This is a genomic window from Aeromonas veronii, from assembly GCA_041319085.1.
In the GTDB taxonomy this organism is placed as follows: domain Bacteria; phylum Pseudomonadota; class Gammaproteobacteria; order Enterobacterales; family Aeromonadaceae; genus Aeromonas; species Aeromonas veronii_F.
This window is the reverse complement of the sequence record CP101033.1, coordinates 2285770-2311211: the sequence shown is the minus strand read 5'-3', so window position 1 is coordinate 2311211 and position 25442 is coordinate 2285770. Positions and strand designations below refer to the sequence as shown.

Genomic DNA, 25442 nt, shown 5'->3' with positions numbered 1-25442 from the left:
AGCAATAATGCTATGGAGTCGGCCTGTCATTTTTGCGTGACAGGCTTTTTTATTTCCCGCAGAAGGGAATTGAGAAAAAATGGCCACCCCTGGGTCAAAAAAATAAGCGGTTAACACATGAATCCGGAAACCCTGAAATTTATCGAAGCAAGCATCAAGACCATTCCCGACTATCCGAAGCCGGGCATTCTGTTTCGTGACATCACCAGCCTGATCGAGAACGCCGAGGCCTTCAAGGCCACCATCGATTTGCTGGCCAATCATTATCGTGATCAAGGGATCACCAAGATTGTTGGTACCGAAGCCCGTGGCTTCATTTTCGGTGCACCGGTCGCCTTTGCCATGGGGCTGGGCTTCGTGCCGGTACGCAAGCCGGGCAAGCTGCCGCGCGAAGTGATCGAGGAGTCCTATGCCCTCGAGTACGGCACCGATACTCTGCAACTGCACACCGATGCCATCGTGCCCGGTGACAAGGTGCTGGTCGTGGACGATCTGCTGGCGACCGGCGGTACCGTCGATGCGACCGTCAAACTGATCCGCCGCGCCGGTGGCATCGTTGCCGATGCGGCCTTCATCATCTCCCTGCCGTCTCTGGGTGGCGATGCCCGCCTGACTGCCGCTGGCATCAAGGTGCTCTCACTGGTCGAATTGGCCGGCGAGTAATGCCTCTTCGGCCCGATCCTCTGCATCGGGCCTGCGTTGAACCGGTGCCCGTGCGGGCATCGGTTTGAAAATCAAGCGATCCCTCCTGCTCTGACCGATAGCCGATACAGCCCGCCCGCCATTTGTGTTAGCATCCGGCCTCAATGCCCTGTCTTCCCTGCATGATGGATTTATGAGCTATCAGGTTCTGGCGCGCAAATGGCGCCCCCATACGTTTGAACAAGTGGTAGGCCAGCAACATGTGCTGACCGCCTTGACCAACGCCCTGGATCAGGGACGGCTGCATCACGCTTATCTGCTGAGCGGTACCCGCGGGGTCGGCAAGACCACCATCGCCCGTATTCTGGCCAAGAGCCTCAACTGCGAGCAGGGGATCAGCAGCCACCCGTGTGGTGTATGCGATACCTGCCGCGAGATCGATCAGGGCAACTTTGTCGACCTGCTGGAGATTGACGCGGCGTCCCGCACCAAGGTGGAAGATACCCGCGAGCTGCTCGACAACGTGCAGTACCGCCCGGCCCGTGGCCGCTTCAAGGTCTACCTCATCGATGAAGTGCACATGTTGTCGCGCCACAGCTTCAACGCGTTGCTGAAAACCCTGGAAGAGCCGCCTCCCTATGTGAAGTTTCTGCTGGCCACCACGGATCCGCAGAAGCTCCCCATTACCATCCTCTCGCGCTGTCTGCAGTTTCATCTGAAGAGTCTGGATCAGACCCAGATTGCCAAGCAGCTCGAATGGGTGCTGGATCAGGAGGGGCAGCCGTTTGAGCCGCGCGCCCTGCTGGCACTGGCCAAAGCCGCCGACGGCAGTATGCGCGATGCCCTGAGCCTCACCGATCAGGCGCTGGCCCACGGCAACGGCAGCGTGCGCCTCGAGAGCGTGCTGGCGATGCTGGGGACGCTCGATCACCGCCATCTGCACCAACTGCTGGAAGCCATTTTGCGGCAAGATGCCCCCGCTACCATGGCCAAGATCACCGAGATCGCTACCCTGGGCCCCGATTTTGATCAGCTCCACGCCGAGCTAGAAGGCTTGCTCCATCGCATCGCCATGGCGCAGCTGCTGCCTGCCAGCGTGCAGGAGCAGGGGGCGGATGCTGATTCCCTGCTGCAACTGGCCAAGGCGATGAGCCCGGAAGAGGTGCAGCTCTGCTACCAGATCGTGCTGGGTGGCCGTAAAGATCTGCCCTGGGCCCCCGATGGCCGCACCGCGCTGGAGATGACCTGCCTGCGGATGCTCGCCTTCTCGCCAAGGCGCGATGCCCTGCATCCGGCCAGCCTCACCGCGTTGCCCCCGTCAATGACGAGCAATGCCACTCCGGTAGCCTCCTTGCCGGGAAAGCGCCCGGCCGCTGAATCGGCCGCACTGGCACCGATCAGCGGCGCCGTGCCCGCGGTTGATATCTCCATGCCTGCGATGGCGGATGATATCGGCAACCCCGCCGACAGCGAGGAGGAGGCGCAAGCCGCCGAGCTGTTCAGCCAGCAGGATGAGTTGCTGCGCGAGGCTGCGGGCATGGGGTATCAACCCGAGCCCGCGTTGCCCCATGCGCAGTCCGATGTGCCAGCGCACTCAGCCGCACAGCCCGTTGATGCTGATGATCGAGTGCCTTCCGCAGTCGATATGGACTATTCCCGTAGCGAGCCGCTGACCGCCCCTTTCGAACCCGCGCTCGAACCGACAACCGAGCCGGTTGCCGCACCTGAAGCTGTGTCTGCGGTATCGAGCATGCAGAGCCTGCTTGGCAAGCGAAATATGCTGCGCAGCCGCCAGCGTGGTCAGGATGCCCCGGCGGCGCCCGCGCCGCGCGCAGTGCCGGTTGCGCCAGCTCGTCCTGTTGCGCCCGCTGCTGCACCGGCCATCGCGCAACAGCCAGTACCGGTCAGCCAACCGGCCGAGCAGGGGATGGCGGCGATGGGTCACTATGATGATCTGCCGCCGGTGGATCTCTATGGCGACGGTTACGAGCCGCAGGGTGACAACGGGGAATACGAAGAGTACCTCAATCAGGGCTTTGCCGAGCAGACTCCGGTGATGAGCCACGCCCCCGTCACGGCTCCGGCCCAGCCAACCGATCTGCCCCCCTGGGATCTCGACGGGCAGCCGAGCTATCGACCCGGTGAGCGCAGTGCTGGGGCGCCTGCGGTGACGCCCGCCCCAGCGACCCAGCCGCCCGTTGCCACCACGGCAGTGGCTGCTGCCCCTGTGACGCAGAGCGAATCCCCTCAGCCGGTGATGGAGACCATCGACTGGGATGAGCTCGAAAGCGACAGCGAGCCGCAAGAGGGAGAGGCGACTCGCCTTATCCCCTCCTCGCTGCTCAATGGTTGCGGCGACCCTTGGGCCGAGTTGATCGCTCACACTCAGGTGGGAGGGCGGCTGCGCCAGCTCGCCATCAACTCGGTGATGACGCGGGAAGGGGACAAGGTACTGCTAACCCTCAAGCCCGAGCAGCGCCATCTGGTGAGCGACAAGGCGCGCGCCGATCTGACCGAGATCATCGGGCCAGCGCTGGGGCAACCGGTGCAGGTCGAGGTGACGCTTGGTGTGGTGCCTGACCAAGAGACCCCCCTCGAGATCGAACATCGCCTTTATCTCGGGGTGCGCGAGCAGGTGACCCGGGATCTGGAGCAGGATCCCAACGTGCAGTTTTTAGTTCAGCGGTTTGGTGCCGTGCTTCATCACGAGAGCATCGAGCCCCTCAACCGCTAAATTCCGTGGCCGGGAGCTCGCTCCCGGTTGAAAAGCAGTTTGGCTGTCCCCATCTAGGACAGACAAGCCCACAGCCCGGCGCTGGATGCCGGATTTCAAGACGAGAGACGACATATGTTTGGTAAAGGTGGAATGGGGAACCTGATGAAACAGGCCCAACAGATGCAAGAGCGCATGCAGAAGGCGCAAGAGCAACTGGCTCAGATGGAAGTGACCGGTGAAGCCGGCGCAGGTATGGTCAAGGTCACCATGACGGGTAGCCATAGCGTACGTCGCATCGAGATCGATCCTTCGCTGATGGAAGATGACAAGGAGCTGCTGGAAGATCTGGTTGCCGCCGCTTGCAACGATGCCGTACGTCGTGTGGAAGAGCAGAACAAGGCCAAGATGGGTGAATTGACCGGTGGCATGCAACTGCCGCCAGGATTCAAGATGCCCTTCTAAGGCGACTCTCTTCGCGCATTCTTGATCCCTTTGTGCAGGCCGTTCGGGCCAACTAGAGAGGGATGGCAGAGAGACAAAAAGCGCAGTTGCTATCGCCCAGGCGATGCAGCTGCGTTTTTATTTGTTGATCGTTATCTGTCTGATCAGCCTGCTGGTCATCACATACCGGCGACCTTGTCGGAAAAACCTATCCACTTCATGTTCTCTTCACATCGGGGTGGAGGATGGGTGACTCGTTCAAGGTGAAACAAAGGTGTGCGCGATAATGATAACCATGATGATGCGTATCGGGGCCGTGCTGGCTGCCATGGGATTGGCCTGTTCTGTGGCCTTCGAGCTGATTGGCTCGACGGTCGATGAGAATGGCACTTTGCATGAACCTTTCGGATTGATCCCCATCGGTTTTCTGTTTGTGGCCGTGGGGGTCTTGCTGACGTTGCCGGGATTGATCCGCACTCTTGTGGGTCGCTGTTGCCACCGGGTGGGCAAATAGCGCCATGAAACGCAGCACCTCGCTAAGGCTGCGCTATTTGTCGATACCCGCTATCGGATATCCCGGTTTGGCGAGGCCGGGCGGGATCGGCATAATGGCGGCTTGCCGTATTGAGGAGATTGTATGAAATATATCGGAGCCCACGTCAGTGCGGCCGGCGGGGTGGAGAATACCATCGCCCGCGCTCAGGCCATCGGGGCCAACGCGTTTGCCCTCTTTACCAAGAATCAGCGTCAGTGGCAGGCGGCCCCCTTGTCGGATGCCACCATCCGCGCCTTCAAGTCGGCTTGTGACAAGGCTGGTTTTCTGCCGGAGCAGATCCTGCCCCACGACAGCTATCTCATCAATCTGGGCCACCCCGATCCCGATGGTTTGGCCAAATCCCGCGATGCGTTTCTTGACGAGATGAAGCGCTGCGAGCAGTTGGGGCTCTGTTATCTGAACTTTCATCCCGGCAGCCATCTCAAGCAAATTCCCGAAGCGGCCAGCCTCAAGCTGGTGAGCGAGTCCATCAACTGGGCGCTGGAGCGCAGTGAAGGGGTGACGGCGGTGATCGAGAATACCGCCGGACAGGGGACCAACCTAGGTTGGTCGTTCGAGCAGCTCGCCACCATCATCGAGGGAGTGGAGGACAAGAGCCGGGTCGGTATCTGCTTCGATACCTGCCACGCCTTTGCCGCGGGTTACGATCTGCGCACCGCCGAGAGCTGCACCACTGTCTTTGCCGAGTTCGACCGCACCGTGGGTTTTCACTATCTCAAGGGGATGCATATCAATGGCGCCAAGTGCACCTTCGGCAGCCGGGTCGATCGCCACCACAGCCTGCGGGAAGGGAATCTGGGGGAGGCGGTATTCCACCACATCATGAACGATGATCGTTTCGATCGTATTCCGCTGATCCTCGAGACCATAGACGAGTCCATCTGGGGCGAGGAGATCAGCTGGTTGCGCAGTCTGGCGAAGTAATACCGAACAATCGAATCAAAGAGAGGGAGCCGTGGCTCCCTCTCTGCTTTTTCCGCCGTTGGCGTGCGGGTCTGCCAGTGGCGCTCGGGCCTGGTGTTACTCCGCGTGGCTCACCGCGGCATTGTTCACCTGCGCCCGGCAGAAGCGGATAAAGTGGCGCAGGGAAGCTGAGTGGTACTTCTGCTTGTGCCAGATAAGGGAGAGCTGGCGCGGGAACCGGCGGGAGAGGGGAAGGGCGACCAGTCGGCCATCCTTGAGCCGATCGGAGACCGCCAGCCGGGAGATAAAGGAGATCCCTAACCCTTTCTCCACCGCCAGCATCACCGCCTCCAGGGTGTTGAGTTCAAGCCCAGGTTGCCAGCGTGGCAGCTCGGGCTGGATCTGCTGGATAAACTGCTCGCGGCTGCCCGATTGCGCTTCACGCAATACCCAGGTCTCGCCCCCCAGTCGAGAGAGGGAGAGATCCTTCTGGCTGGCAAGCGGGTGACCGGGTGGGGCTACCACCAGCATCTCGTCCTGCAGCCAGGGTTCGGCGAGCAGGTCGGGGTGGTGGTTCTCCCCTTCGATCAGCGCCATATCCAGCTCAAAGTTGGCCAGCGCATGGCAGAGCAGGTGAGTGTTGTTGATGGTCACCTTGGGGGGGATCCCCAGCTCCTGTTTGCTGCTGGCAAGCAGGGTGGGGAGCAGGTAGTTGCCAATGGTCTGGCTGGCACCAAGGCGCAGCTGGCCGCTCGGTTCGGCATCTGGGCTGAACAGGTTCTCGATATCCTGCATCCGGGTCAGCAGCTCTTCGGCGGCCGGTTGCAGCAGGCGCCCTTCGTTGTTGAGCTGCAATCTGGGGTGAATGCGGTCAAATAGCGGGGTGGAGAGTTGGCGCTCCAGCTCCTGCAGCGACTGGGAAACGGCCCCCTTGCTCAGGCAGAGCTCGTTGGCGGCAAGGCCAAGGTTGCCGTAGCGGGCAATGCTGGCGAATACTTTCAGCTGCTGCAGAGTCAGTTTCATTGTGTTTGATTTTCCTTAATGATTGATTCAATTCATTTAGATATCGTAAACGATAGGGGGCATTATCCTATCGCCATCGTCATCAATAGAAAGGTGTCATCATGATCGCAAGAACCCGTAAATCACTGGCCACCGCCCCAACCCCCATGGCGGGTTTGGCGCTGGGCATCGCCAGCCTTGGTTGGTGTTGGGAGAATGCCGGTCACTTCGATGGCCGGATGCAACTGCTGGGCGCCGCCATTGCGGCCGTGCTGCTGGTGATCCTGACCTTCAAGTTTCTGCTTCACCCCCGCCTGCTGTTGCAGGATCTCGCTCACCCCGTGGTGGGCAGTGTGGTACCGACCTATGCCATGGGCACCATGGTGGTATCTAAAGCGCTGGGTATGATTGCGCCGCAAGCGGGCGAGGCCCTCTGGCTGTTAGCCGTGGCGGTTCACCTGTTGTTCCTGGCCACCTTTATCTGGCATCGCGCCAAAGAGTTTGAAATTCACCACATGGTGCCGAGCTGGTTTGTGCCACCGGTGGGGATCATCGTGGCTGACGTGGCCTTCCCGGGCGGTCAGTTTGCCCCGCTGGCCAACGGCCTGCTCTGGTTCGGGATCATCTGCTACGGCCTGATGCTGCCGCTGATGCTCTATCGCCTGATCTTCAGCCATGAAGTGCCGGATGCCGCCAAACCGACCATCGCCATTCTGGCGGCCCCTGCCAGCCTCTCTCTGGCTGGTTACCTGACCGTCAGTCATGAGCCGTCGCTGCTGCTGGTGGCCGTGCTGCTGGGGATCGCCATCCTGATGACCGGCATCATCTATCTGGCCTTCATCAAACTGCTGCGTCTGCCCTTCTCACCGGGTTATGCCGCCTTCACCTTCCCGCTGGTGATCGGTGCCACCGCCCTGTTCAAAGTGGCCCATCTGGTGGAAGGGTTTGCGCAAGGGAGTCACTACGTCGAGCAGATCAGGCTGCTGGCCCACTTTGAACTGGGGGTTGCTACCGTGATCGTCGGCTATGTGGCACTGCGTTACCTGATGTTTTTTCTGCCGCAGCGTGATACCTAAATGAACAAGGGTATGGCCCGTCAAGGCGCCCATCGCTAATTCATCAAGCCGTGTGCTCAGAGAGCGACAGGATAAACGACCAGTCATACGATGGATGGACAAAGAGCCACCACTCTGGTTGTGTCATGAGCAAGATGCCCCGCAGTGCGGGGCATTTTTTTGTGTTTTTTTGACCCCGCGCTCGTGTCGGGCAGTTGGCAATGGAATTAACTGGTATTACCTGTCAGGGCGACTACAATATAGCACCATTTTTCGCTCGACCCCGATACATGCCGCCCCAAGACCCCGTATTTTACACCTCGTTTGAAACCCGTTTTCTGCATCCCCGTTACTGGTTCAGTTGGCTGGCCCTCGGCGTGCTGATGCTGCTGGCCTTTGTGCCGGTAAGATTGCGCGATCGTTTGGCCGATGCCCTGGCGCCGCTGGTGTTTCGCGTCTCTAAAAAGCAGATCTATATCGCCAGAACCAATCTGGAGATTTGCTTCCCGGACAAGAGCCCGGAAGAGCGCGATGCCATTGCGTTGACCTCGATCCGGGTCGGTCTCAAGAGTCTGCTGGGATTCGGCGAGTTCACCATGCGCAGCCAGCGTTATCTGATGAGCCGGATGCAGGTGATCGGTTGGGAACATATCGAGGCTGAACGTGCTGCCGGTCGTCCGGTGATCCTGGTGGTACCCCACACCTGGCCGGTAGATGCCGCAGGCTATTGCTTTACCCAGCGTGGGGTGCCCATGTGCACCATGATGAAACGGGCACGCAATCCGGTGTTTGACTGGCACCTCAACCGCGCACGGGCCAACAACGGCTGCCGTGTCTATGAGCGCAGCGCCGGGATCAAGGCGGTGATCAGAACCATCAAGAGCGGCCGCAGCTTCTTCTATCTGCCGGATCAGGATCATGGCCGCGAGAAGAGCATCTTCGCCCCCTTCTTTGGCTATCCCAAGGCAACCCTGCCTGCCTTACCCCGTCTGGTGCAGGTCAGCGGCGTCAAGGCGGTGCCGCTACTCGCCTGCTATGACGAAGAGAACCACTGCTACCGGCTGGAGATTGAGGCACCGTTCGACAACTATCCCACCGAGGATGTGATGGCCGATACCTGTCGCATGAACGACATGGTGCAACAGCAGCTGACGCGCCATCCGGGCCAGTACATGTGGTTCCTCAAGATCTTCGATACCCGTCAAGAACAAGTGGGGCTGGATGGCCTCTACGAGGCAGGGATCCAGCGGATCCGCAAGGGATTGTTGCCCCACGGTTGATTCTGAATTTGCATTGATTGGAATGGCCCCTGGTGGGCCATTTTATATGGTAACTCGTCTGATCAGTGCCTGGCCGGTCGGCGACCAGCCTTCTCAGGGTAGAAAAAAATGTTAGGATAACTACAATAACTGCTTGTTTTTGATGACTTGATGGCCGCCATGTCCTCGTTAGATCCGGTATTTGATACCTCATTTCATACTCGCTTGCTGCATCCCAAATGGTGGGGTAGCTGGTGTGCGCTGGGCCTGCTTTCCCTGCTGGCATTTACCCCCGCGAGATTGAGGGATCGCTTTGCCGATCTGGTCTCACCGACCCTGCTGCGTTTTTCGAAAAAGCAGGCCTATATCGCCGATACCAACCTCAAGATCTGCTTTCCCGAGCTCGATGCCGCCGCACGACAGGCGCTGCTGCTCAAATCGATCCGGGTCGGGCTCAAGACCTTTATGGGCTTTGGCGAACTCAGCTGGCGCAGCAAGGCGCGGCTGACCCGCCGCATCAAGGTCACCGGCTGGGAGCATGTGCAAGCGGAGCAGGCTGCGGGCCGCCCGGTGATCCTGGTGGTGCCTCATACCTGGGCGGTCGACATGATTGGCCGCTACTTCTCCATGATGGGCATCGAGATGTGCACCATGATGAAGAGCCCGAAAGATCAGGTGTTCGACTGGTACATCAACCGCGAGCGGGCCAAAGGGGGCAAGGTCTATGAGCGCAGCGCCGGGATCAAGCCTGCGATCAAGTCGATCCGCGCTGGTGCCAGTTTCTTCTACCTGCCAGATCAGGATCACGGCCGCGAGGCGAGCGTGTTTGTTCCCTTCTTTGGCCGCCCCAAGGCAACCCTGCCAGCCTTGCCCAAGCTGGTGAAGCTGACTGGTGCCAGAGCCGTGCCCATCTTCGCCAGCTATGACGAGGATGAGGGACGCTATCTGCTGGAGATTGAGCCGCCGTTTGACCCTTATCCCACCGCCGATCTGCTGGCAGACGTCAACGCCATGAACCGTGTGGTAGAGATGCAGGTGGCGCGCCATCCCGAGCAGTACATGTGGTTTCTCAAGATCTTCGAAACCCTGGAGCATCAGGAGGGGGATGACGGCCTCTATGAAGCGGGGATCCAGCGCATTCGTCAGGGTTTGCCGCCCGAACCTTGAAAATTGGCCCGCTTGCGGGCCATTTTTGTTGGTACAGGGGTCTCGCGCATGTGGCCTGCTGCTGGTGGTTTTTAAGGCGAACGGGTGGACAAAAACAGCGCAAACAGGGGATAACAGGGTGTCTTATGAAAGGGAGAGGCAGGTGAGCGTGCGCGGAGCTATCTTCGAGAGCGGAAATAGGGTAAAAGGGCGGCCATGAAAATTCCAAATCGAATCCAACCTCTGGTTGATGACGGCCTGGTCGATGAGGTCGTCAGCCGGTTGATGAGCGGCAAAGAGGCCGACGTTTATGTAGTGCGCTGCGGCGATGAGATCCGCTGCGCCAAAGTCTATAAAGAGGCGTCCAAGCGCAGCTTCAAGCAGGCAGTGGTCTATCAGGAGGGGCGCAAGGTGCGCAACAGCCGCAGCGCCCGCGCCATGGAGAAGGGCTCCAAATACGGTCGCAAGCAGCATGAAGAGGTGTGGCAGAACACCGAGGTCGACGCTCTGTTCAAGCTGGCGGCGGCCGGGGTGCGGGTGCCGCAGCCCTATGTCTGCCTCGATGGTGTGCTTTTGATGGAGCTTATCACCGATGAGGATGGCAATGTCGCTCCACGCCTCAACGATGTGGCCCTGACCCCCGAGCAGGCGGTCATCGATCACCATAAGGTGATCCGCTATGTGGTACGCATGCTCTGCGCCGGTCTGATCCACGGCGATCTTTCGGAGTTCAACGTGCTGGTGGACAGCCAGGGCCCTGTCATCATCGACCTGCCCCAGGTGGTGGATGCCGCCGCCAACAACCAGGCCAAGGCGATGCTGGAGCGGGACGTCAACAACATGCGCAACTACTACGGCATGTATGCCCCCGAGCTGCTCAAGACCCGTTATGCCCAGGAGATGTGGGCGCTGTTTGAAGATGGCAAGCTCACCCCCGAGAGCGAGCTGACCGGTCACTTTGAAGAGAGCCGTGCCGCCATCGATCTCGATTCGGTGCTGCACGAGATCGAGAGCGCCGAAGAGGAGGCCTATGCCCGCCAGGCTCGGATGAAGGCCGAGCAGGAAGACAGTTACTAGGGGCTGTGGTCTTGAGGTTTAACACTGTGTTTAGGATCTTGCGTATTGGTGGTGCACCTTGGCGAGACTTATCTGCTGATTACGGGGATAGGAATAATTCCCATTGTCGGTTTTCCGTTGGCGCGGGTTTTATTTTTTAACTGGATCCCCCTGAGTCGCCGGATTAGATTAGGTGTCATCAGGACGATGGCTTTTCACGGATGAACCCATTTTGCGTAAACCACAATTTCTTGAAGGCGTATCAAGATGAACAAAAAATCAGCTCGATTGACGATTATCACTCTGGCCATCGCGGTTTATGCGGGTAGCGCGGCGGCAGCGGTACCTAACTTTACCGCCAGTTGCCCGATGAACATTCAGGTCAAGTCGCAGGGAGGGAGCGTTTACATCAATGGCAAGAAGGCTACGTTGAAGACCGACGCGCCGAATGCCTACTCCGCACAAAGTGGTAAGATCATCGTTGGTATTACCTCCGACTCCGCGACCAGCGAGCCGAGCATCGATTATTCCATCAAGAACGACAAGCGTGCCAATGGCATCTGCACCGTGCAATCCTGGTCGGCAGGCAAGGCAACCTCTCTGCCGATGGCACAGGGCGACTCTCCCTATCAGGGCAAGTGGGTTGCCAAGAATAGCGAGTCTGGTGCCACCGTTGCCGTGATCCAAGTGGATGGCAAGGAGCAGGTGTGGGTCAACGACGTGAAGGTGAAAGCCAAGCGGACCGATGGGGCGCTGCAGTTCCGTCAGGGGATGATCCTCTATACCCTGCAGGGCGATCCGCGGGTGCGCGGTGAAAGCGAGTGGCAGGACAGTGACGCAGGCTCGACCGGTCCTATCTCCTTCGAATAAATCCGTTTGCCAATTGCGATAAAAGCGACGCAGGCCATGGCCTGCGTCGCTTTTTTACTGGTCTGCTGAAGGGGCGCGCTATGAGCGGTTACACCCCGGCCAGGGTATTGGCTTCGCCGTACCAGTCCAGTTTGTCAGCCAGGGTCACGACCGAGCCGATGATGATCAGGCTCGGGCTCTCCACCTGAGTGGCCAGCTGCGCCAGCTGCTGCAGCTCGCCGCGCACCACCCGCTGTTGCAGGCGGGTACCCTGTTCCACCAGCGCCACCGGGGTGTGGCCGGACAGGCCGTGAGTCTGCAGCTCGTCTTGAATGCGGCCGGCATGGGCCAGCCCCATGTAGAAGACCAGGGTCTGGCGGGGGGCGGCCAGCGCCGACCACTCCTGCGCGATATTGCCCTCCTTGTCGTGGCCGGTGATGAACTGCACCCGCTGGGCGTGATCACGGTGGGTGAGGGGAATGCCGCTGTAGGCAGCGCAGCCTGAGGCTGCCGTAATGCCTGGCACTACCGAGAAGGGGATGCCCGCCTCGGCCAGGGTTTCCAGCTCCTCGCCGCCCCTGCCAAAGATAAAGGGATCGCCCCCCTTGAGCCGCACCACCTGTTTGCCCAGCTGCGCTTGTTCCAGCAGCAGCTGGTTGATCGCCTGCTGGGGCACACAGTGGCGGCCCGCCTCCTTGCCAACAAAGATCCGCTCGGCATCCCGGCGAACAAGCGCCAACACCTCCTGCGAGACCAGCCGGTCATAGACCACCACATCCGCCTGCTGCAACTGCTGCAGACCGCTCAGGGTGAGCAGCCCCGCATCGCCTGGGCCCGCACCGACCAGGATGACGCTGCCATGACTTTGCTGTGGTTCGTCCAGCAGCTTGTTGACACTCTGCTCGGCGGCCTGCTGCTGGCCGCGGGCCAGTTGGCATGCCAGTCGCTCATGGCTAAAGAGCCGCTCCCAGAAACGGCGGCGGGCCAGTTTGTCAGGAATGGCCTTGACCCGCTCACGCAGCTTGCCCGCCAGGGTAGCGAGTTGGCCGAGGTGTTGCGGCAGCAACGCTTCAAGTTTTTCCCGCAGCTGGCGGCTCAGTACCGGCGCCGCGCCTGCGCTGGAGATGGCCACCATCAGCGGCGAGCGGTCGATGATGGCGGGCATGATGGCGCAGCAGTAGGCCGGAGAGTCCACCACGTTGCAGAAGATTTGGCGCAGGTTCGCCTCATGAAAGACCTGCAGGTTGACCTCTTGTTGGTTGGTGGCGGCGATCACCAGCCACTTGCCATCGAGCAGTTCGGGGTGAAAGTCGGCGGCGCAGACGGTCAGGCGACCCTGCTCGGCCCAGCTCATCAGTTGGGGTTCCAGATGCGGGGCATTGATGGTGATCTTCGCCTTGGCATCGAGCAGCAGGCGCGCCTTGCGCACCGCCACCTCACCGCCGCCGACGATAAGCACAGGCTTGTTTTGCAGCTGACAGAAGAGAGGGAGAAAGTCCATAACAGGCTCCGGATGCTGGCCCGCTCGCAATGCCGCGCCGGGCGAGATAGCAGGGCGCGCCGTGACGCACCCCGGATGGTCGGGGGAAAGATCCCCCGACGGGAATAAAAAAGGGGAAGGGTGATCTACGCCCGGGCCAACGACAGATCCCCACCGGTGTCGGCCACTTGATCACGCTTCCCCAAACGAGGTTTTTCCTATTGCACCGCTTTGACGTGCATGTTGGCGACGTACTGATCTTCGGCCCAGAAGATGCGGTCAGCGACCATGGCTTCCGGGTTGAGGGTGACGCCGCGCAGCACCCGCTCCTTGAACTTGTGATAACCGGCCCGGTCGATAAGGTGACCCATGTGCAGGTAGATGGGCTTGCCATCCAGCATCTCGGCCTCGAACTCGAACAGGTTCTTGATCACCGCATGCAGCACCTCTTCGGTCACCCAGTTGAGAAACAGCTTGCCAGTACGGGGAGTCTTCTTGCTGGTGCGGCCCCCCAGCTTGACCATGTAGAGCTGCTTGGGATCCCGCTGCCAGGCGAGGGTCGGGCAGGCCAGCACACACTCGCCACAGCCGATGCACTTGCTCTCCTCCTTGACTGCCTTGCCATGCTTGATGGTGAGGCAATCCACTGCGTGGTGGCTACATGCCTTGACGCATGCGCCGCAGCCGATGCAACGCTCGGCATTGAAGTGGATTTTGGCGATGCCGAGGATGCCGAAGTCGGCCATGTTGGCCTTGGCGCAGTCGTTGGGACAGCCGGCGATCACCATCTTGAGGTGATAGGGGTTGGGGTAGAGGTGTTTCTCCATCCGCTGGGCCAGCCCGGTGCAGTCGATATTGCCCTTCTGGCAGATGGTGTTGCCCTGACAGGCGACGATATTGCGCCCGCCGATGGTCTGGTAACCGGCTGTGGTGTCCTCTATCTCGATGCCGCAGGTCTCCACCTCGATCTCCTTGATAAAGGGTTCGAGGGCGGCGTTGACCTTGTCCATGTCCTGATACTTGATGCCGGGCATCGCCAGCTTCTGGCGGGTGGTGAGGTGGATCAGGCCGTTGCCATACTGTTCGGCGATCTGCTGGGCCACCGCCAGCAGGTGGGCGGGCATGATCCCGCCGGGAATGCGTACGCTGATCATCGCTTCGCCGCGCACCTTGGAGAGGCGGTATTCGTTCTTGGCGCGGGCCTTGATGATGTCGATATCGAGACTCATGGTGTTCTCCCTTAGTCGATCAGATGCTGGGCCTGGTCAAAACGAAAGACCGGTCCATCCGCGCAGATATAGGTGTCACCCATCCGGCAGTGGCCGCATTTGCCCACGGCGCAGGCCATGCGGCGTTCGTAGTCGACCCAGATGCGATCCTTGGGGATGCCCCGCTCGAGGAAGGCGAGCACCACGAAGCGGATCATGATGTGGGGGCCGACCACGATCACCTGGATATCCTCCTTGTCAGCGAGATCCAGCTGGTCGATGTAGTCGGTGACCCGGCCGATGCGAAACTGCTCGCTCTCCTTGCCCTCGTCCAGGGTGACGATGAGGTTCTGCTGCTCGGCCCAGAGCGGCATCTCGTGGCGATAGAGCACCGCCTGCTCGTTCTTGAAGCCGAGGATCATGTCGAGGGATTTCACCTCTTCCGGATGTTTGCTGAAGCGGCGCAGCAGCCCCTTGACCGGCGCGACGCCGGTACCGCCCGCCACCACGATGAGGTGCTGGTTGCGGTAGGTCTCCAGCGGATAGCCGTTGCCGTGGACGCCGCGCATCCACACCTTGTCGCCCACATCGAGGGCAAACAGCGCATCGGTCACCTTGCCGACCTTGCGGATCAACAGATCCACATAGCCATCGCCATAGTCGGAGACCGAGATGGGCGCTTCGCCGATGGTGGGCAGGGAGATCTCCACAAACTGGCCGTAGTGGACATCAAAGTCGCGGGAGACCCGAAAGTTCCACTCCAGCTCGGTGTGGCGCTCGATGGCCAGAATGGTGTAGGCCTTGGGCAGCAGGCGGTTTTCGACCACGTCCTGCTGCGGTTCTGCTGTTGCGGTTTGCTGGCACTGGCACATATCAGTTCGCCCCCTGCGCGTTGTCGGCTGCGATGGTCTGTTCGACCACATCGGTCATCTTGTTGATGATGTTGCTAAAGGAGATGTAGTGAGGGCAGCGATCGTCGCAGCGGCCGCAGCCGACGCACATGTGCTCCTCCCCCTGACGGGCCTTGTAGTCGTTGACCTTGTGCAGGGCGCGATAACGCAGGCGTTCGCCATGTTTGGCGCGAAAACCGTGGCCACCGGCCATGTCGCTGAAGCCATCCACCATGCAGCTGGCCCACTGGCGACGGCGTTCACCCTGCTTGGGGTTCTCCGCATAGGTGAGGTCGTGCACGCTGTAGCAGCTGCAGGTCGGGCAGGAGGTGGTGCAGCGGCCGCAGCCGATGCAGCGGCTGTCATACTCGGCCCAGACCGGATGGGCTGTGAGGATCTGGCGGATCCGCTGGGGGGCGTCACAGACGCTGTCCGGGGTGCGCACCTTGACCGGGTTGCTCTGGACAAACTCCGGGGTGAAGTCGTCGGATTCACCCAGTTCGGCAAAGTAGCCGAGCAGTTCGGGATCCTTCACCTCGATGCGGGCACCCTCATCGCTCAGACGAATGGCGGCGGCGTAGTCCCGGGTTTCATTGCTGCCCATGGAGACGCAGAAGCAGTTCTCGAAGCTCTCGCGGCACTCCAGCAGCACCAGCTTGAGCTTGCTGCACAGCCGGGCGTAGTAGACGTCGCTGTTCTGGCCGTTTTTGAGATAGACCTGATCCAGCCGGCGCAGGGCGTGGATATCGCAGCTGCGCAAGAACAGCAGGGTGGGTTTGGCCTCCACCTTCGATTCGCGCAGCTCCAGATTGTCGAAGTGGAACAGGGTCTGGGTGATGGGGAGCACCACCTCTTTCGGGGAGAAGTGGGACTTCTCCTGCCACACCAGATCGGCCGGATGGCGGATGCTGTGGTAGGTGACGTTGTCGGTGTCGGAGAAGCGACCGCCCCGATATTCGGCCGCAGGGGCCATGATCCGGTAATCGGGTAGCAGCCGCTCGAATAGCTGCGCCAGCGCGGGCTGGGTGAGAAGAAACGACATAAATAAACACCTTGTCTTGGGGTGACATGCCTTGGCATTGCAAGGGGCTGTCTGTCCCGGTATTGACTAGCCGGGAGAGCTGGACAGCTTTCCCGCGGTCCGGTTTACGACTCATCTTGTTCAACTGACCCGATTGTTATTGTGTTGGCGGCGCGTGCGTCGCGGCAGGTCGGGTCATGCCTGTAAAGCTGTTATCAATTGAGCAGGGCGGCCTGATAGCCGGCGCACTTGCCCATCACGTATCCCATCTCCAGCTTGTTGATATCGCGGGTAAAACGGGACACCGGGAAGTAGTCGGCCGGGGCGATCACCTCCATCTGGCAATCAGCAGGCGGATTGGCGATGAAATCGAGCGCCTCGTTGTAGCTGCGATCCCGCTGCTCCAGCGCCTGTGCCAGCGCTGGGTGAGTTTTGAGCAGGGTACGGAGCATCCAGGGGAAGGGCATCGGCTTGAGCCGGTAGCCCAGCGGCTCGGAGAGGATCACCGTCATCTGGCGGGCGCCGCGGCGGTAAGCCTCGATTACCGGGATGGAGTCGGCGACGCCGCCATCTGTCATCGGCACCCCGTGTACCTCGGGATATTCGCGGGAGGCGAGGGGAATGGCGCAGCTGGCGGGCAGCACCTCATCCATGTTCTCCGGTTTGACCCGGATGTACTCCGCCTTGCCGGTCAGGGCATTGGTCACCACCGCATAGAAGGGGATGCCGCTCTCCCGATAGCTATGGATATCGAGGGGGTATTTGCGGCAGCTGGTGTGCCAGAGCCAGTGGATATCCACCAGATTGCCCCCCTTGGCAAAGCGCAGCGGGTCGAGAAACTCCGGGGTGCAGGCCAGCTCGGTCAGGATGTCGTGGCTGCGGCCATGCTGGCTGGCGAGATAAGCCAACAGGTTGGTCGCGCCGGCCGAGACGCCGATGGCGAAGTCGAAGGGGCGATAGTCACGTTCGATAAACGCATCCAGCACGCCGCTGGCAAATATGCCGCGCATGGCGCCACCTTCAACAACCAGAGCTGTGGGGGATGCGGTTCTATTCATGACGGGGTCCTCATTGAAATCGGCGTCGCAAGAGTGTCGGTCGGCGGCAAGCTTCAGGCTTGCCCGGGCGACCATTCTGGCTGCCTGCCGGGGCTGGCTATCGCAATGAGGTCATTCTAGGAGCGCGGTTTTGTTTAGAATATCTGTTAATAATGAATCAAGCGTTTTGTATTTCTAAACGCTGGTGAGCCAGCCGTTGTGCCAACAGGGGCGATAAGAGATAGGCAGGGCTCTGCTTTCACGGTTTGATGAGCCCCAGGAGGTGTGCCTGATGACGAGACTCCTTGCCCCGCCACTCAAGCGCGGCGACACCATCGCTTTTTTCTCCCCCTCCAGCGCGGCAACCGCCTGGGCACCCACCCGTTTTGCCCGTGCAAAGGCCTTCCTTGAAGGGCAGGGCTTCCGGCTCAAGGCGGGTAGCCTCACCGGCCAGCAGGATCACTGGCGCTCCGGCACCATCGCCGCGCGGGCCGAGGAGCTCAACGCCCTTATTCGCGACCCGAGGTGCGCAGCATCATGTCGGTGATTGGCGGCAGCAACTCCAACTCCCTGCTCCCTTACCTCGATTTTGCTGCGCTCAAGCACGATCCCAAGATCATCGTCGGCTACTCCGATGTGACGGCCCTGCTGCTCGGCATTCATGCCCATACTGGTTTGGTCACCTTTTATGGCCCAGCGCTGTTGGCCTCCTTTGGCGAGTTGCCGCCGCTGGTGGACGAGACGCTCGCCAGTTTTTTACAGATTGTGCTGGCCGACGAGGCTGGCGTCCCCTGCATGCTGCCCACCCCGGCAAAGTGGAGCGATGAACGGCTCGATTGGGAAAATCAGACCCGGGCCAAGCAGTGCCAGCCCAACCGGCTGATCTCGGTGGGCTCAGGGCGGGTAGCGGGGCGGCTGATAGGCGGCAACCTCAATACCATGGCGGGGATCTGGGGTTCCCCCTATATGCCGCCCATCGAGCGCGGCGACATTCTGTTGCTGGAGGACAGCCTGAAATCTGCCGATACGGTGGAGCGCTCCTTCGCCCATCTCAAGCTGTGCGGGGTGTTTGATCGGATCGGCGCCCTTATCCTCGGCAAGCACGAGCTGTTCAACGATCAGGGCAGCGGCAAGCGCCCCCTCGATATCCTGCTGGAGGTGGTGGGGGAGCCGAACTTCCCCATTCTGGCGGAGTTTGACTGCGCCCATACCCACCCCATGCTGACGTTGCCGCTGGGCATCGAGGCGGAGCTGGATCTTGACCGCCAGCAGCTAACGCTGCTTGAGCCCTGGTGGCAGAGCGCCTGACGGAGCGAAGGAAACAGACAAGGCCGCTGATGCGGCCTTGTCTGTTGTTGGGGGATGGGATTGTCAGGGCAGGGCATCGGGCCGGAAGCTGGCACGGATCTGCGGCACCAGGGGGGAGGGATCGAACCCCTTCTCTTCCCCCAGTACCGGATGGAGCAGGGGCTTCTCTTCGATGGGGGTGATATCCCCGGCCAGCAGCTGGCGGGTAGCTTGACCCATCTGGTAGAGCTGGCGCACTGGGGCAAACTGGGTCGCCAGATTGAGGGGATCATCGGTGCGGGCAAAAGCCATCATGGGGATCTGGTAGGTGGCATCGCGCGCCGGCTTGTCACCGTGAATGCCCTTGCCGGCGGACATCAAAAACGGCTGGTGATCGCCAAAGGCCACCACCAGATAGCGCTTGCCCGACTGGTCGAGGGTCTTGAGCAGCCGCTCCAGCGAGGCCATGGCATCCACCACCCCGGTGTAGTAGGTGTTGAGCAGTTGGGTGTCGCTCTCGCTCTGGTTCGGGCAGGCGCCGCTGTGCTCCTGCCCCTGATAACGTGGGCCATCGAAGGGGCCGTGCCCCTGCATGGTGACCGCGTAGGCAAACAGCGGCTGGCTATCCTGCTCGCTGCGCTTGAGCAGGTGGTCGATCAGCGCATCATCGGAGATATAGAGCCCCTTGTGCTCAAGGGTGGTGAAGCGGGTGTCGAACCAGCGCTCCTCATAGCCGAGCGCCGGGATCGCTTTGGCGCGGCCCCAGAATTTTTCCACATAGGGGTGGGCGAACAGGGTCTGGTAGCCACTCTGTCTGGCGCTCTGGGCCAATCCCGGCACCTGCTGCGAGAGGTAGTAGTAGGGCACCACTCCCTGCTTGAGCAAGCCCACCGGCAGGCCGCTGTTCATCTCGAACTCCGCCAGCACCGTCATGCCGCCGGTGGTGGGGGAGTGGATGGTCTTTTGCCACTGCTGCACGCTGGCGGGCAGGGAGAGGGTGGGGGCCGGTGCGCAGATCCGCCCCTTCCAGTCGAGCCAGAGCGACTCATATTGCAGCACGATCACCAGATCCCAGCGCGGCGCAATGCCTTGGGGTGGGTGGCTCAACTGCGGGGTCAGCTCGTTGATCTGCAAGGGGTAGCGAAACACGCTGCCGCTTTGCAGCATCTCGTCCACCAGATTGAACAGATAGAGGCCGGGGCCGGAGCGGATGATGTCCCTGTGGTAGTTGACCGCGCGGTCCACATAGCGAATGTTGGCTCCCAGCAGCTTGTTGCCGGTCTGGGTGGCAAACACGCACAGCGCAAAGAAGGCAACGGTGGCGGCGGCAGTGCGCAACACCCAGCGTGACAGGGCAAAGCGCCAGCAGAGAAACAGTGCCAGTAACACGGTGAAAATGGGCAGGATGGGATGTTGATCGAGCAGGATCCGCAGCAGCGCCAGCAGGTTGCCAAAATCATCTCCGCCGAGTGGCACGCCGTAGATGGCGATCTTCATAAAGTTGGCGAGCAGACCTATTCCCGAAAGAGCCGTAAAGACCAGCCCCATATAGAGGTTGAAACCCGCCAGCGCACAGAGACTCCAGCCCAGCACCATGCTGCCCCAGGCCAGATAGTAGTGCTCCGGCCGAAAGCCTGACCAGAGCAGAAACTCCCCCAGCTTGAACACCACGAAGCCGTGCAGCAGCACGAAGGTGAGGTTGCCGAGCAGCAGGCTGCCGATGATCCGCCAGCGCAGGCTGCGGCGCAGCTTGGGCAGCACCGTTTTGAGCACGGCGGCGCTCAGGGCCAGTACCAGCGTCAGGCTTACCACCAGATAAGTGAGGTTGAAGCCCTGCTCGGGCAGGGTTTGCAGGATCTGGCTGAAATCGCCGCTCTCGGGGCGATCTTTGAGCAGCAGACCGATGCGCAGCTGATAGCGGCTGGCCAGCGCATCGTCCGGGGCGCGCAGGGTGCTGTTGAGATCCAGGGTGCAGCGGTTATTGCGGCACACCTGACGTTTATCCACCGCTTGACTTAGCTGGTCGATCCGCTCCCCCTTGTCGTTGAGCAGCTCCACCCGTACCTTGTCCCCCGCTTGCAACGGCCCCCGCAACTGCCACTGGCTGCGCACCACCAGATAGAGGCCACGGCTGTCGCTTTTATAGAGCAGGGCGTGGCGGGTTAGGGTGGCCAGCGGATTGTCGGCGGGACCCAGCACCAGCGGCTGGGCACGGCCCAGCCAGCTGCCGGGATTGATCAGCGGCAATAACAGGGTCAGCAGCAGCAATCCGCCCAGCAGGGCCAGTAGCCCAGAGGGCAGACTCAGGACACGGGGGCGGCCTGAGGAGGGGCGATTCATATAAGCTCATCCTTTGAGCGAGTGAGGGAGAGATCGTTCATCCGCATAGAGTTTGACCCGATGGTGCTGGCCTTGTTCCAGCTTGTCAATTTAATGACCGCTTAATGAATATTTGGTTACGGCTAAACCTTGCAAATTGTGATCCCGATCGAGGGGTTGTTCGGAATATGTGATGAAAGCGTCATCATGGGGTTTTGCCGCTGGCCTGGGAGGGGGGCGCTGTTTAGTCTCTCAATAGCGACTGGAGGTACATGTATGAATCCCAAGGTGATGGCGCGTCAGGCCAGATTGCTGCGCATGCTGGAGAGCAAGGAAGAGATCCGGATCGGACGCGAGCGCGATTGCCCGCTGCCGCTGGCCCAGCTGGTCAAGCTTAAGGATAGCCACCCGGCTGTGGTCAAGGTCTATCGCCACGGCCTCACTGCTGAGGTGTTTCACCTCAAGGTGGAGGGGCATCACTGGTGTCTCAAGCGGCGGCGTCAGGATTCGCTGGTGGCCAACCTTGATGGCAAGACCGCCTTTCTGACCGAGCTGGAGCGACGGCGCGAAATCGAGGCGCTGCGCGAGCTGCACCCTACCATCCTCTCCCACGTGGTCTGCACCAGCTTTGGCTCGGCGCGGGCCGGAGTGCTGGTTTCCCCCTGGCTGCGGGGTGTGCCGGTGCATCAGCTCAACGAACGTAATCTGGCCCAGATGCTGGAGGTGCAGGGGGAGCTGGCCCGCTGGGGCTGGTTTGACTGGGACCCGAGCCCGGGCAACCTGCTCGACGACGGTGAGCAGATCAGCGTGTTCGATTTTGGTTATATGTGGACCTTCGATCCCCGCTTTGAATACAACTCCAACGGTCTGGTCGACCCGCAGTTCCATGTGCCGGAACGACTGGAGACCCGCACTCTCTCAGGGCTCTGGCTTGATGAGGCCGATCCCTTGCCGCAATTTCGCTACTGGCGCGAACTCTGCCTCAAGTGGGTCAAACGGGAGATCCATCACCTGATCCGTGAAGGGGCCAGTGCCCCAGTGCTGGCCCGCCTGCACGCCCTGCAAGGTGAGTGGAGCGCCGCGCTAGCGAGCGACGAGGCGCTGGTCGCCAACTGGTGGCGCGATATGTATCGCAGCCACCGGCTCGATGTGGCCGATGATCTGAGCGGCCAGAGCTGCGGCCCGCAGACCCTGCGTCGCCTCGACTGGCTGATGCAGACGGTAACGGATCACTATCCGCTGCTGGTGGACAATCTCTCGCCTCAGGAGACGGAGCTGGGCCAGACCGGGCTGCTGGCCCGTTTGCAGCAACTGCGCCGCGAAGCCTTGGCCTGCCAGTTGCCTGCCACCAGCCTTGCCTGAGCCAACACATCCGCGGAATACAAATGAACAGGGCGCCGTGTAGGCGCCCTGTTGCATGGTCTGGTTTGCCTCGCGGTGAGGGTCAGTCCAGCAACTCCTGATGGAGGCGGTTGACGATATTGCCCGCCTCGCTCTCCTTGACCAGGAAGCAGAGATTGTGGGCGCTGGCGCCGTAGCAGATCATCCGGATGTTGTGTTCGCGCAGGGCGTCAAAGACCTGACTGCCCACCCCGTTCACTTCGCTCATCCGGTTACCGATGAGCGCCACCAGTGCCAGACCGGTTTCCACCTCTACCTTGCAGAGTTGCCCCAGCTCGGCCAGTACCTTGTCGCTCAGGATCGGCTCGCCGTTGCTCTGGCTGCCGGTGTGATCCAGTGTCAGTGACACGCTCACCTCCGACGTGGTGATGAGGTCTACCGAGATGCGGTGACGGGCCAGAATGCCGAACACTTCGGCCAGAAAGCCGTAGGCGTGGAACATGTTGAGGCTGTGCAGGGTCACCAGCACCTGCTGGCGGCGCAGGGCGACGGCGCGAAACAGCGGGCTTGAATCTGTGCTGGCGCGGATCCAAGTACCACCGGCGGCCGGGTCCTTGGCTGAGCCGACAAACACCGGAATATTCTGACGCACCGCCGGTTGCAGGGTTGCGGGGTGCAGCACCTTGGCGCCGAAGGTGGCCATCTCGGCCGCTTCGACAAAGCTGATTTCGGGAATGGGGCGGGCGCGGGTAACGAGGCGCGGATCCGTGGTGTAGATGCCGGGCACATCGGTCCAGATCTCGATGCTGGTGGCATCAAGCGCTTCGGCGAGCAGGGCTGCGCTGTAGTCAGAGCCGCCGCGACCCAGCGTGGTGGTGCGGCCATCGCCATCGGAGCCGATAAAGCCCTGGGTGATGATCAGGCTGTCGCCCAGCTGCGGGCCCAGCATCTGCTGGCAGAGGGTTCGGGTGGTGGCCAGATCGACGGTGGCCTTGCCAAAGCGGCTGTCGGTGCGCATCAGCAGGCGCACATCCTGCCAGTGAGCCTTGACGCCGCGCTGGCGCAGCAGCTCGGTAAAGAGGCGGGTAGACATCAGCTCGCCGCAGGCGATGAGGCGATCGGCCAGCTCCGCATCGGTATGCTGGTGGGCTTGCTGGGCCATGAGGCGGATCTCGTCGAGCTGGCTATGAATGAGGGCGCTCACATCAACGGGGTTGCCGAGATCGGCCAGAATGGCCTGCTGGATCCCGGCCAGTTTAGCCAGATGCTCATCGCGGCCCGCTTCGTCCAGCTCCCCTTGTGCCAGGGCGACCAGCAGGTTGGTGACACCGGCGCTGGCGCTCAGTACCACCACCTGGGTGGCGGGATTGGCCAGCACGATATCGGCACAGTGGTTCATGGCCGGGAAGTTGGCGACACTGGTTCCGCCAAACTTGGCGACATTGATCGGACTCATTACTTACTCCTGTCTTAATTTAAAATTCCAGTTCCATCGGGCAAAAAAGAGAGGAGGAGGCTGAGAATGGCAGGAATGAACGAAGCGATCCCGGCCAGAAGCACTCCACCTGCAGAGCCCATCCCGTACCGCCCCTGACAGGGCGCGGTGGGGGATGATCACTACCGATGACAACCCGGGGGATTCAGCCCCCGCAGCCGACACTGAGGTATCCAGTTGCCTCAGATGTCTCGGCGCTGCTCCCCCTGACCCAAGTTCACCGGACGCTGGTGTCCTCCCTTGGGCTGCCTGGGCAGCGCTCCTCTTCTGGCTCCACCAGGGCGGTGGAGTGCATTTAGAAATACCCTGCGTTGGATTGCACTGTCAATCGAGTTTGTGAAAAAGTTCAAATTGTCGGCTAGCTCAATGCGGAATCAATGGCTTAGCAGATGCCCCGTAAACCCTAGCCCAATCGGGCGGGGATATAAGGGGAGCTAATCTGATGCGTTTGCGAGCCCGCCTATGTCTTCAGTGTCTCGATAGTCGCGCCTGCCGCACGTCCGCAGCGGTTGTTGATTTCACTGGCACGCGCTATAACTGTGCTTATATACAGCCTGTGTTTTTAATCATGAAAAGAGCCACAAAAGTACGCATTTACCCCACCGACGAACAAGCGGCATTCCTCAATGCCCAGTTCGGCGCGGTGCGGTTCGCGTACAACAAAGCCCTTCATATTCAGCGGCACATGTTCCAGCGCCACGGGGTTTCACTGAAACCCAAACGCGACTTGAAACCCCTGCTCGCTGTGGCAAAAAAATCGCGCAAATACAGCTGGCTGAAAGAGTACGATTCACAAGCCTTACAGCAGGCGGTGATCAACCTGGATAAGGCATTCGCCAATTTTTTCAACCCCAAGCTCAAGGCCAGGATGCCCACCTTCAAGAGCAAGCGAGGCAGGCAATCGAGCTACCACCCCAATGGCAAAGTGCTGACCGATGCCATCCTGTTACCGAAGATGACGCCCATCCGAGCTGTCATTCACCGAGATATTATCGGCGTGGTATCCAGTATCACGGTCAGCCGTGGCCCGACAGGGAAATACTATGCCTCCATCCTTTGCGATGATGGCCGTGAGGCTCCCGCCAAGCCCTCCCTCATCACAGAGGTGACAGGCTATGATATGGGGCTGTCCCACTACCTCATTGCGTCGAGTGGCAAAAAGATGGCCAACCCGCGCCATCTTATCAACGCAAGTCGCAATCTGCGGCGAAAGCAAAAAGCACTGTCTCGCAAGACAAAAGGCAGTGCCAATCGTAGTAAGGCCAAATTACAGCTGGCCGCCCTGCACGAGCGGGTAGCCCATGCTCGCGCTGATTTTCAGCACAAACTCTCTCGCACGATAGTTGACGATAACCAAGCGATCATCGTGGAGACGCTTAAAACAACCAATATGATGAAAAACCACAAGCTGGCCCGCGCCATTGGCGATGCTGGCTGGCATGGTTTTATCATGAGGCTGGAGTACAAAGCCCAAGCGGTGGGCTGCCACCTAATCAAACTCGATCAGTGGTTTGCCAGCTCTAAACCATGTAGCGAGTGCGGCCACAAGATGCCGGAGATGCCACTTCACCAACGACAGTGGGTATGTCCAGCGTGTGGGGCAGAGCATGACCGCGACATCAACGCGGCCATGAACATTCGACAGCAAGGAATATTGGAATTAAAAGCGGCGGGGCTCGCCGTTTCTGCCCATGGAGGCCAGCGTAAATCCGTCAATCTGACGGTAGCGGCCTAAGAAG

The 25442-nt window shown here is 60.5% G+C and carries 20 protein-coding genes, 2 pseudogenes and 1 riboswitch; of the genes and pseudogenes, 14 read left to right on the top strand and 8 right to left on the bottom strand.

Features of this window, described 5'->3' with window-relative positions:
* Positions 1 to 117 precede the first annotated feature (117 nt).
* From apt to nfo, 5 genes are all read left to right on the top strand, one after another.
* Entirely contained in the window at positions 118 to 663 is a 546-nt protein-coding gene (gene apt, locus NMD14_11065; GenBank protein ID XEI31348.1) for an adenine phosphoribosyltransferase, read from the top strand.
* Positions 664 to 835: 172 nt separating this feature from the next.
* Positions 836 to 3376, top strand: coding sequence for a DNA polymerase III subunit gamma/tau (gene dnaX / locus NMD14_11060; protein XEI31347.1), 2541 nt, complete (start codon positions 836 to 838; stop codon positions 3374 to 3376).
* Positions 3377 to 3490: 114 nt separating this feature from the next.
* Positions 3491 to 3820 carry a YbaB/EbfC family nucleoid-associated protein gene (locus tag NMD14_11055; GenBank protein ID XEI31346.1) on the top strand — a complete coding sequence of 110 codons (330 nt, stop codon included), beginning with the start codon at positions 3491 to 3493 and terminating at the stop codon, positions 3818 to 3820.
* A gap of 265 nt (positions 3821 to 4085) precedes the next feature.
* Positions 4086 to 4313, top strand: a complete 228-nt coding sequence (locus NMD14_11050; GenBank protein ID XEI31345.1) for a DUF3955 domain-containing protein — start codon at positions 4086 to 4088, stop codon at positions 4311 to 4313.
* Positions 4314 to 4436: 123 nt separating this feature from the next.
* The gene (nfo, locus tag NMD14_11045; GenBank protein XEI31344.1) at positions 4437 to 5279 is read left to right on the top strand and encodes a deoxyribonuclease IV; all 843 of its coding nucleotides are present in this window, start codon (positions 4437 to 4439) and stop codon (positions 5277 to 5279) included.
* A 96-nt stretch (positions 5280 to 5375) separates the two neighbouring features.
* Here nfo and NMD14_11040 read toward each other — a convergent pair whose 3' ends face one another.
* A complete protein-coding gene (locus tag NMD14_11040; GenBank protein ID XEI31343.1) occupies positions 5376 to 6281 on the bottom strand; it encodes a LysR substrate-binding domain-containing protein in 906 nt (301 codons plus the stop codon).
* A gap of 101 nt (positions 6282 to 6382) precedes the next feature.
* Between NMD14_11040 and NMD14_11035 the strand changes: the two genes are divergently transcribed.
* The 6 genes and pseudogenes from NMD14_11035 to NMD14_11010 all read left to right on the top strand — a co-directional run bounded on the left by NMD14_11035 (position 6383) and on the right by NMD14_11010 (position 11646).
* On the top strand, positions 6383 to 7336 hold the full coding sequence (locus NMD14_11035; GenBank protein ID XEI31342.1) for a TDT family transporter: 954 nt from the start codon (positions 6383 to 6385) through the stop codon (positions 7334 to 7336).
* A gap of 269 nt (positions 7337 to 7605) precedes the next feature.
* A complete protein-coding gene (lpxM, locus tag NMD14_11030; GenBank protein XEI31341.1) occupies positions 7606 to 8595 on the top strand; it encodes a lauroyl-Kdo(2)-lipid IV(A) myristoyltransferase in 990 nt (329 codons plus the stop codon).
* A gap of 150 nt (positions 8596 to 8745) precedes the next feature.
* Positions 8746 to 9741, top strand: a complete 996-nt coding sequence (locus NMD14_11025; GenBank protein ID XEI31340.1) for a lauroyl-Kdo(2)-lipid IV(A) myristoyltransferase — start codon at positions 8746 to 8748, stop codon at positions 9739 to 9741.
* A 195-nt stretch (positions 9742 to 9936) separates the two neighbouring features.
* Positions 9937 to 10797 (top strand): serine protein kinase RIO, encoded by an 861-nt coding sequence (locus tag NMD14_11020; protein ID XEI31339.1) that lies wholly within the window; start codon positions 9937 to 9939, stop codon positions 10795 to 10797.
* Between the two features lie 20 nt (positions 10798 to 10817).
* Positions 10818 to 10910: pseudogene (locus NMD14_11015) on the top strand (IS5/IS1182 family transposase).
* 154 nt (positions 10911 to 11064) lie between these two features.
* Positions 11065 to 11646, top strand: coding sequence for a hypothetical protein (locus tag NMD14_11010; protein ID XEI31338.1), 582 nt, complete (start codon positions 11065 to 11067; stop codon positions 11644 to 11646).
* Between the two features lie 88 nt (positions 11647 to 11734).
* Here the strand turns inward: NMD14_11010 and cysG are convergent, their stop codons facing one another.
* From cysG to NMD14_10985, 5 genes are all read right to left on the bottom strand, one after another.
* Complete coding sequence (gene cysG / locus NMD14_11005) at positions 11735 to 13126, bottom strand: siroheme synthase CysG (protein ID XEI31337.1); 1392 nt, start codon at positions 13124 to 13126, stop codon at positions 11735 to 11737.
* A 197-nt stretch (positions 13127 to 13323) separates the two neighbouring features.
* Positions 13324 to 14334 carry a sulfite reductase subunit C gene (gene asrC / locus NMD14_11000; protein XEI31336.1) on the bottom strand — a complete coding sequence of 337 codons (1011 nt, stop codon included), beginning with the start codon at positions 14332 to 14334 and terminating at the stop codon, positions 13324 to 13326.
* Between the two features lie 11 nt (positions 14335 to 14345).
* A complete protein-coding gene (asrB, locus tag NMD14_10995) occupies positions 14346 to 15140 on the bottom strand; it encodes an anaerobic sulfite reductase subunit AsrB (GenBank protein ID XEI31335.1) in 795 nt (264 codons plus the stop codon).
* Positions 15141 to 15186: 46 nt separating this feature from the next.
* Positions 15187 to 16245, bottom strand: a complete 1059-nt coding sequence (gene asrA / locus NMD14_10990; GenBank protein ID XEI31334.1) for an anaerobic sulfite reductase subunit AsrA — start codon at positions 16243 to 16245, stop codon at positions 15187 to 15189.
* A gap of 194 nt (positions 16246 to 16439) precedes the next feature.
* Entirely contained in the window at positions 16440 to 17282 is an 843-nt protein-coding gene (locus NMD14_10985) for a patatin family protein (protein ID XEI31333.1), read from the bottom strand.
* 271 nt (positions 17283 to 17553) lie between these two features.
* Here NMD14_10985 and NMD14_10980 point away from each other — a divergent pair.
* Positions 17554 to 18569 (top strand): annotated as a pseudogene (locus NMD14_10980) (LD-carboxypeptidase).
* A gap of 63 nt (positions 18570 to 18632) precedes the next feature.
* Here NMD14_10980 and NMD14_10975 read toward each other — a convergent pair.
* A complete protein-coding gene (locus NMD14_10975) occupies positions 18633 to 20888 on the bottom strand; it encodes a sulfatase-like hydrolase/transferase (protein ID XEI31332.1) in 2256 nt (751 codons plus the stop codon).
* A 255-nt stretch (positions 20889 to 21143) separates the two neighbouring features.
* Between NMD14_10975 and NMD14_10970 the strand changes: the two genes are divergently transcribed.
* Positions 21144 to 22229 (top strand): hypothetical protein, encoded by a 1086-nt coding sequence (locus NMD14_10970; protein XEI31331.1) that lies wholly within the window; start codon positions 21144 to 21146, stop codon positions 22227 to 22229.
* Between the two features lie 82 nt (positions 22230 to 22311).
* On the opposite strand, the gene lysC is transcribed toward NMD14_10970, so the two are convergent.
* The gene (gene lysC / locus NMD14_10965) at positions 22312 to 23664 is read right to left on the bottom strand and encodes a lysine-sensitive aspartokinase 3 (protein XEI31330.1); all 1353 of its coding nucleotides are present in this window, start codon (positions 23662 to 23664) and stop codon (positions 22312 to 22314) included.
* 90 nt (positions 23665 to 23754) lie between these two features.
* Positions 23755 to 23978: riboswitch (Lysine riboswitch) on the bottom strand.
* Between the two features lie 293 nt (positions 23979 to 24271).
* Between lysC and NMD14_10960 the strand changes: the two genes are divergently transcribed.
* Positions 24272 to 25438 carry a transposase gene (locus tag NMD14_10960; protein XEI31329.1) on the top strand — a complete coding sequence of 389 codons (1167 nt, stop codon included), beginning with the start codon at positions 24272 to 24274 and terminating at the stop codon, positions 25436 to 25438.
* Positions 25439 to 25442 lie beyond the last annotated feature (4 nt).

Excerpts from the sequence above, each read along its gene's own strand:
- apt (XEI31348.1), top strand. The coding sequence starts at position 118 with ATGAATCCGGAAACCCTGAAATTTATCGAAGCAAGCATCAAGACCATT.
- dnaX (XEI31347.1), top strand. The coding sequence starts at position 836 with ATGAGCTATCAGGTTCTGGCGCGCAAATGGCGCCCCCATACGTTTGAA.
- NMD14_11055 (XEI31346.1), top strand. The coding sequence starts at position 3,491 with ATGTTTGGTAAAGGTGGAATGGGGAACCTGATGAAACAGGCCCAACAG.
- NMD14_11050 (XEI31345.1), top strand. The coding sequence starts at position 4,086 with ATGATAACCATGATGATGCGTATCGGGGCCGTGCTGGCTGCCATGGGA.
- nfo (XEI31344.1), top strand. The coding sequence starts at position 4,437 with ATGAAATATATCGGAGCCCACGTCAGTGCGGCCGGCGGGGTGGAGAAT.
- NMD14_11040 (XEI31343.1), bottom strand. The coding sequence starts at position 6,281 with ATGAAACTGACTCTGCAGCAGCTGAAAGTATTCGCCAGCATTGCCCGC.
- NMD14_11035 (XEI31342.1), top strand. The coding sequence starts at position 6,383 with ATGATCGCAAGAACCCGTAAATCACTGGCCACCGCCCCAACCCCCATG.
- lpxM (XEI31341.1), top strand. The coding sequence starts at position 7,606 with ATGCCGCCCCAAGACCCCGTATTTTACACCTCGTTTGAAACCCGTTTT.
- NMD14_11025 (XEI31340.1), top strand. The coding sequence starts at position 8,746 with ATGGCCGCCATGTCCTCGTTAGATCCGGTATTTGATACCTCATTTCAT.
- NMD14_11020 (XEI31339.1), top strand. The coding sequence starts at position 9,937 with ATGAAAATTCCAAATCGAATCCAACCTCTGGTTGATGACGGCCTGGTC.
- cysG (XEI31337.1), bottom strand. The coding sequence starts at position 13,126 with ATGGACTTTCTCCCTCTCTTCTGTCAGCTGCAAAACAAGCCTGTGCTT.
- asrC (XEI31336.1), bottom strand. The coding sequence starts at position 14,334 with ATGAGTCTCGATATCGACATCATCAAGGCCCGCGCCAAGAACGAATAC.
- asrA (XEI31334.1), bottom strand. The coding sequence starts at position 16,245 with ATGTCGTTTCTTCTCACCCAGCCCGCGCTGGCGCAGCTATTCGAGCGG.
- NMD14_10985 (XEI31333.1), bottom strand. The coding sequence starts at position 17,282 with ATGAATAGAACCGCATCCCCCACAGCTCTGGTTGTTGAAGGTGGCGCC.
- NMD14_10975 (XEI31332.1), bottom strand. The coding sequence starts at position 20,888 with ATGAATCGCCCCTCCTCAGGCCGCCCCCGTGTCCTGAGTCTGCCCTCT.
- NMD14_10970 (XEI31331.1), top strand. The coding sequence starts at position 21,144 with ATGAATCCCAAGGTGATGGCGCGTCAGGCCAGATTGCTGCGCATGCTG.
- lysC (XEI31330.1), bottom strand. The coding sequence starts at position 23,664 with ATGAGTCCGATCAATGTCGCCAAGTTTGGCGGAACCAGTGTCGCCAAC.
- NMD14_10960 (XEI31329.1), top strand. The coding sequence starts at position 24,272 with ATGAAAAGAGCCACAAAAGTACGCATTTACCCCACCGACGAACAAGCG.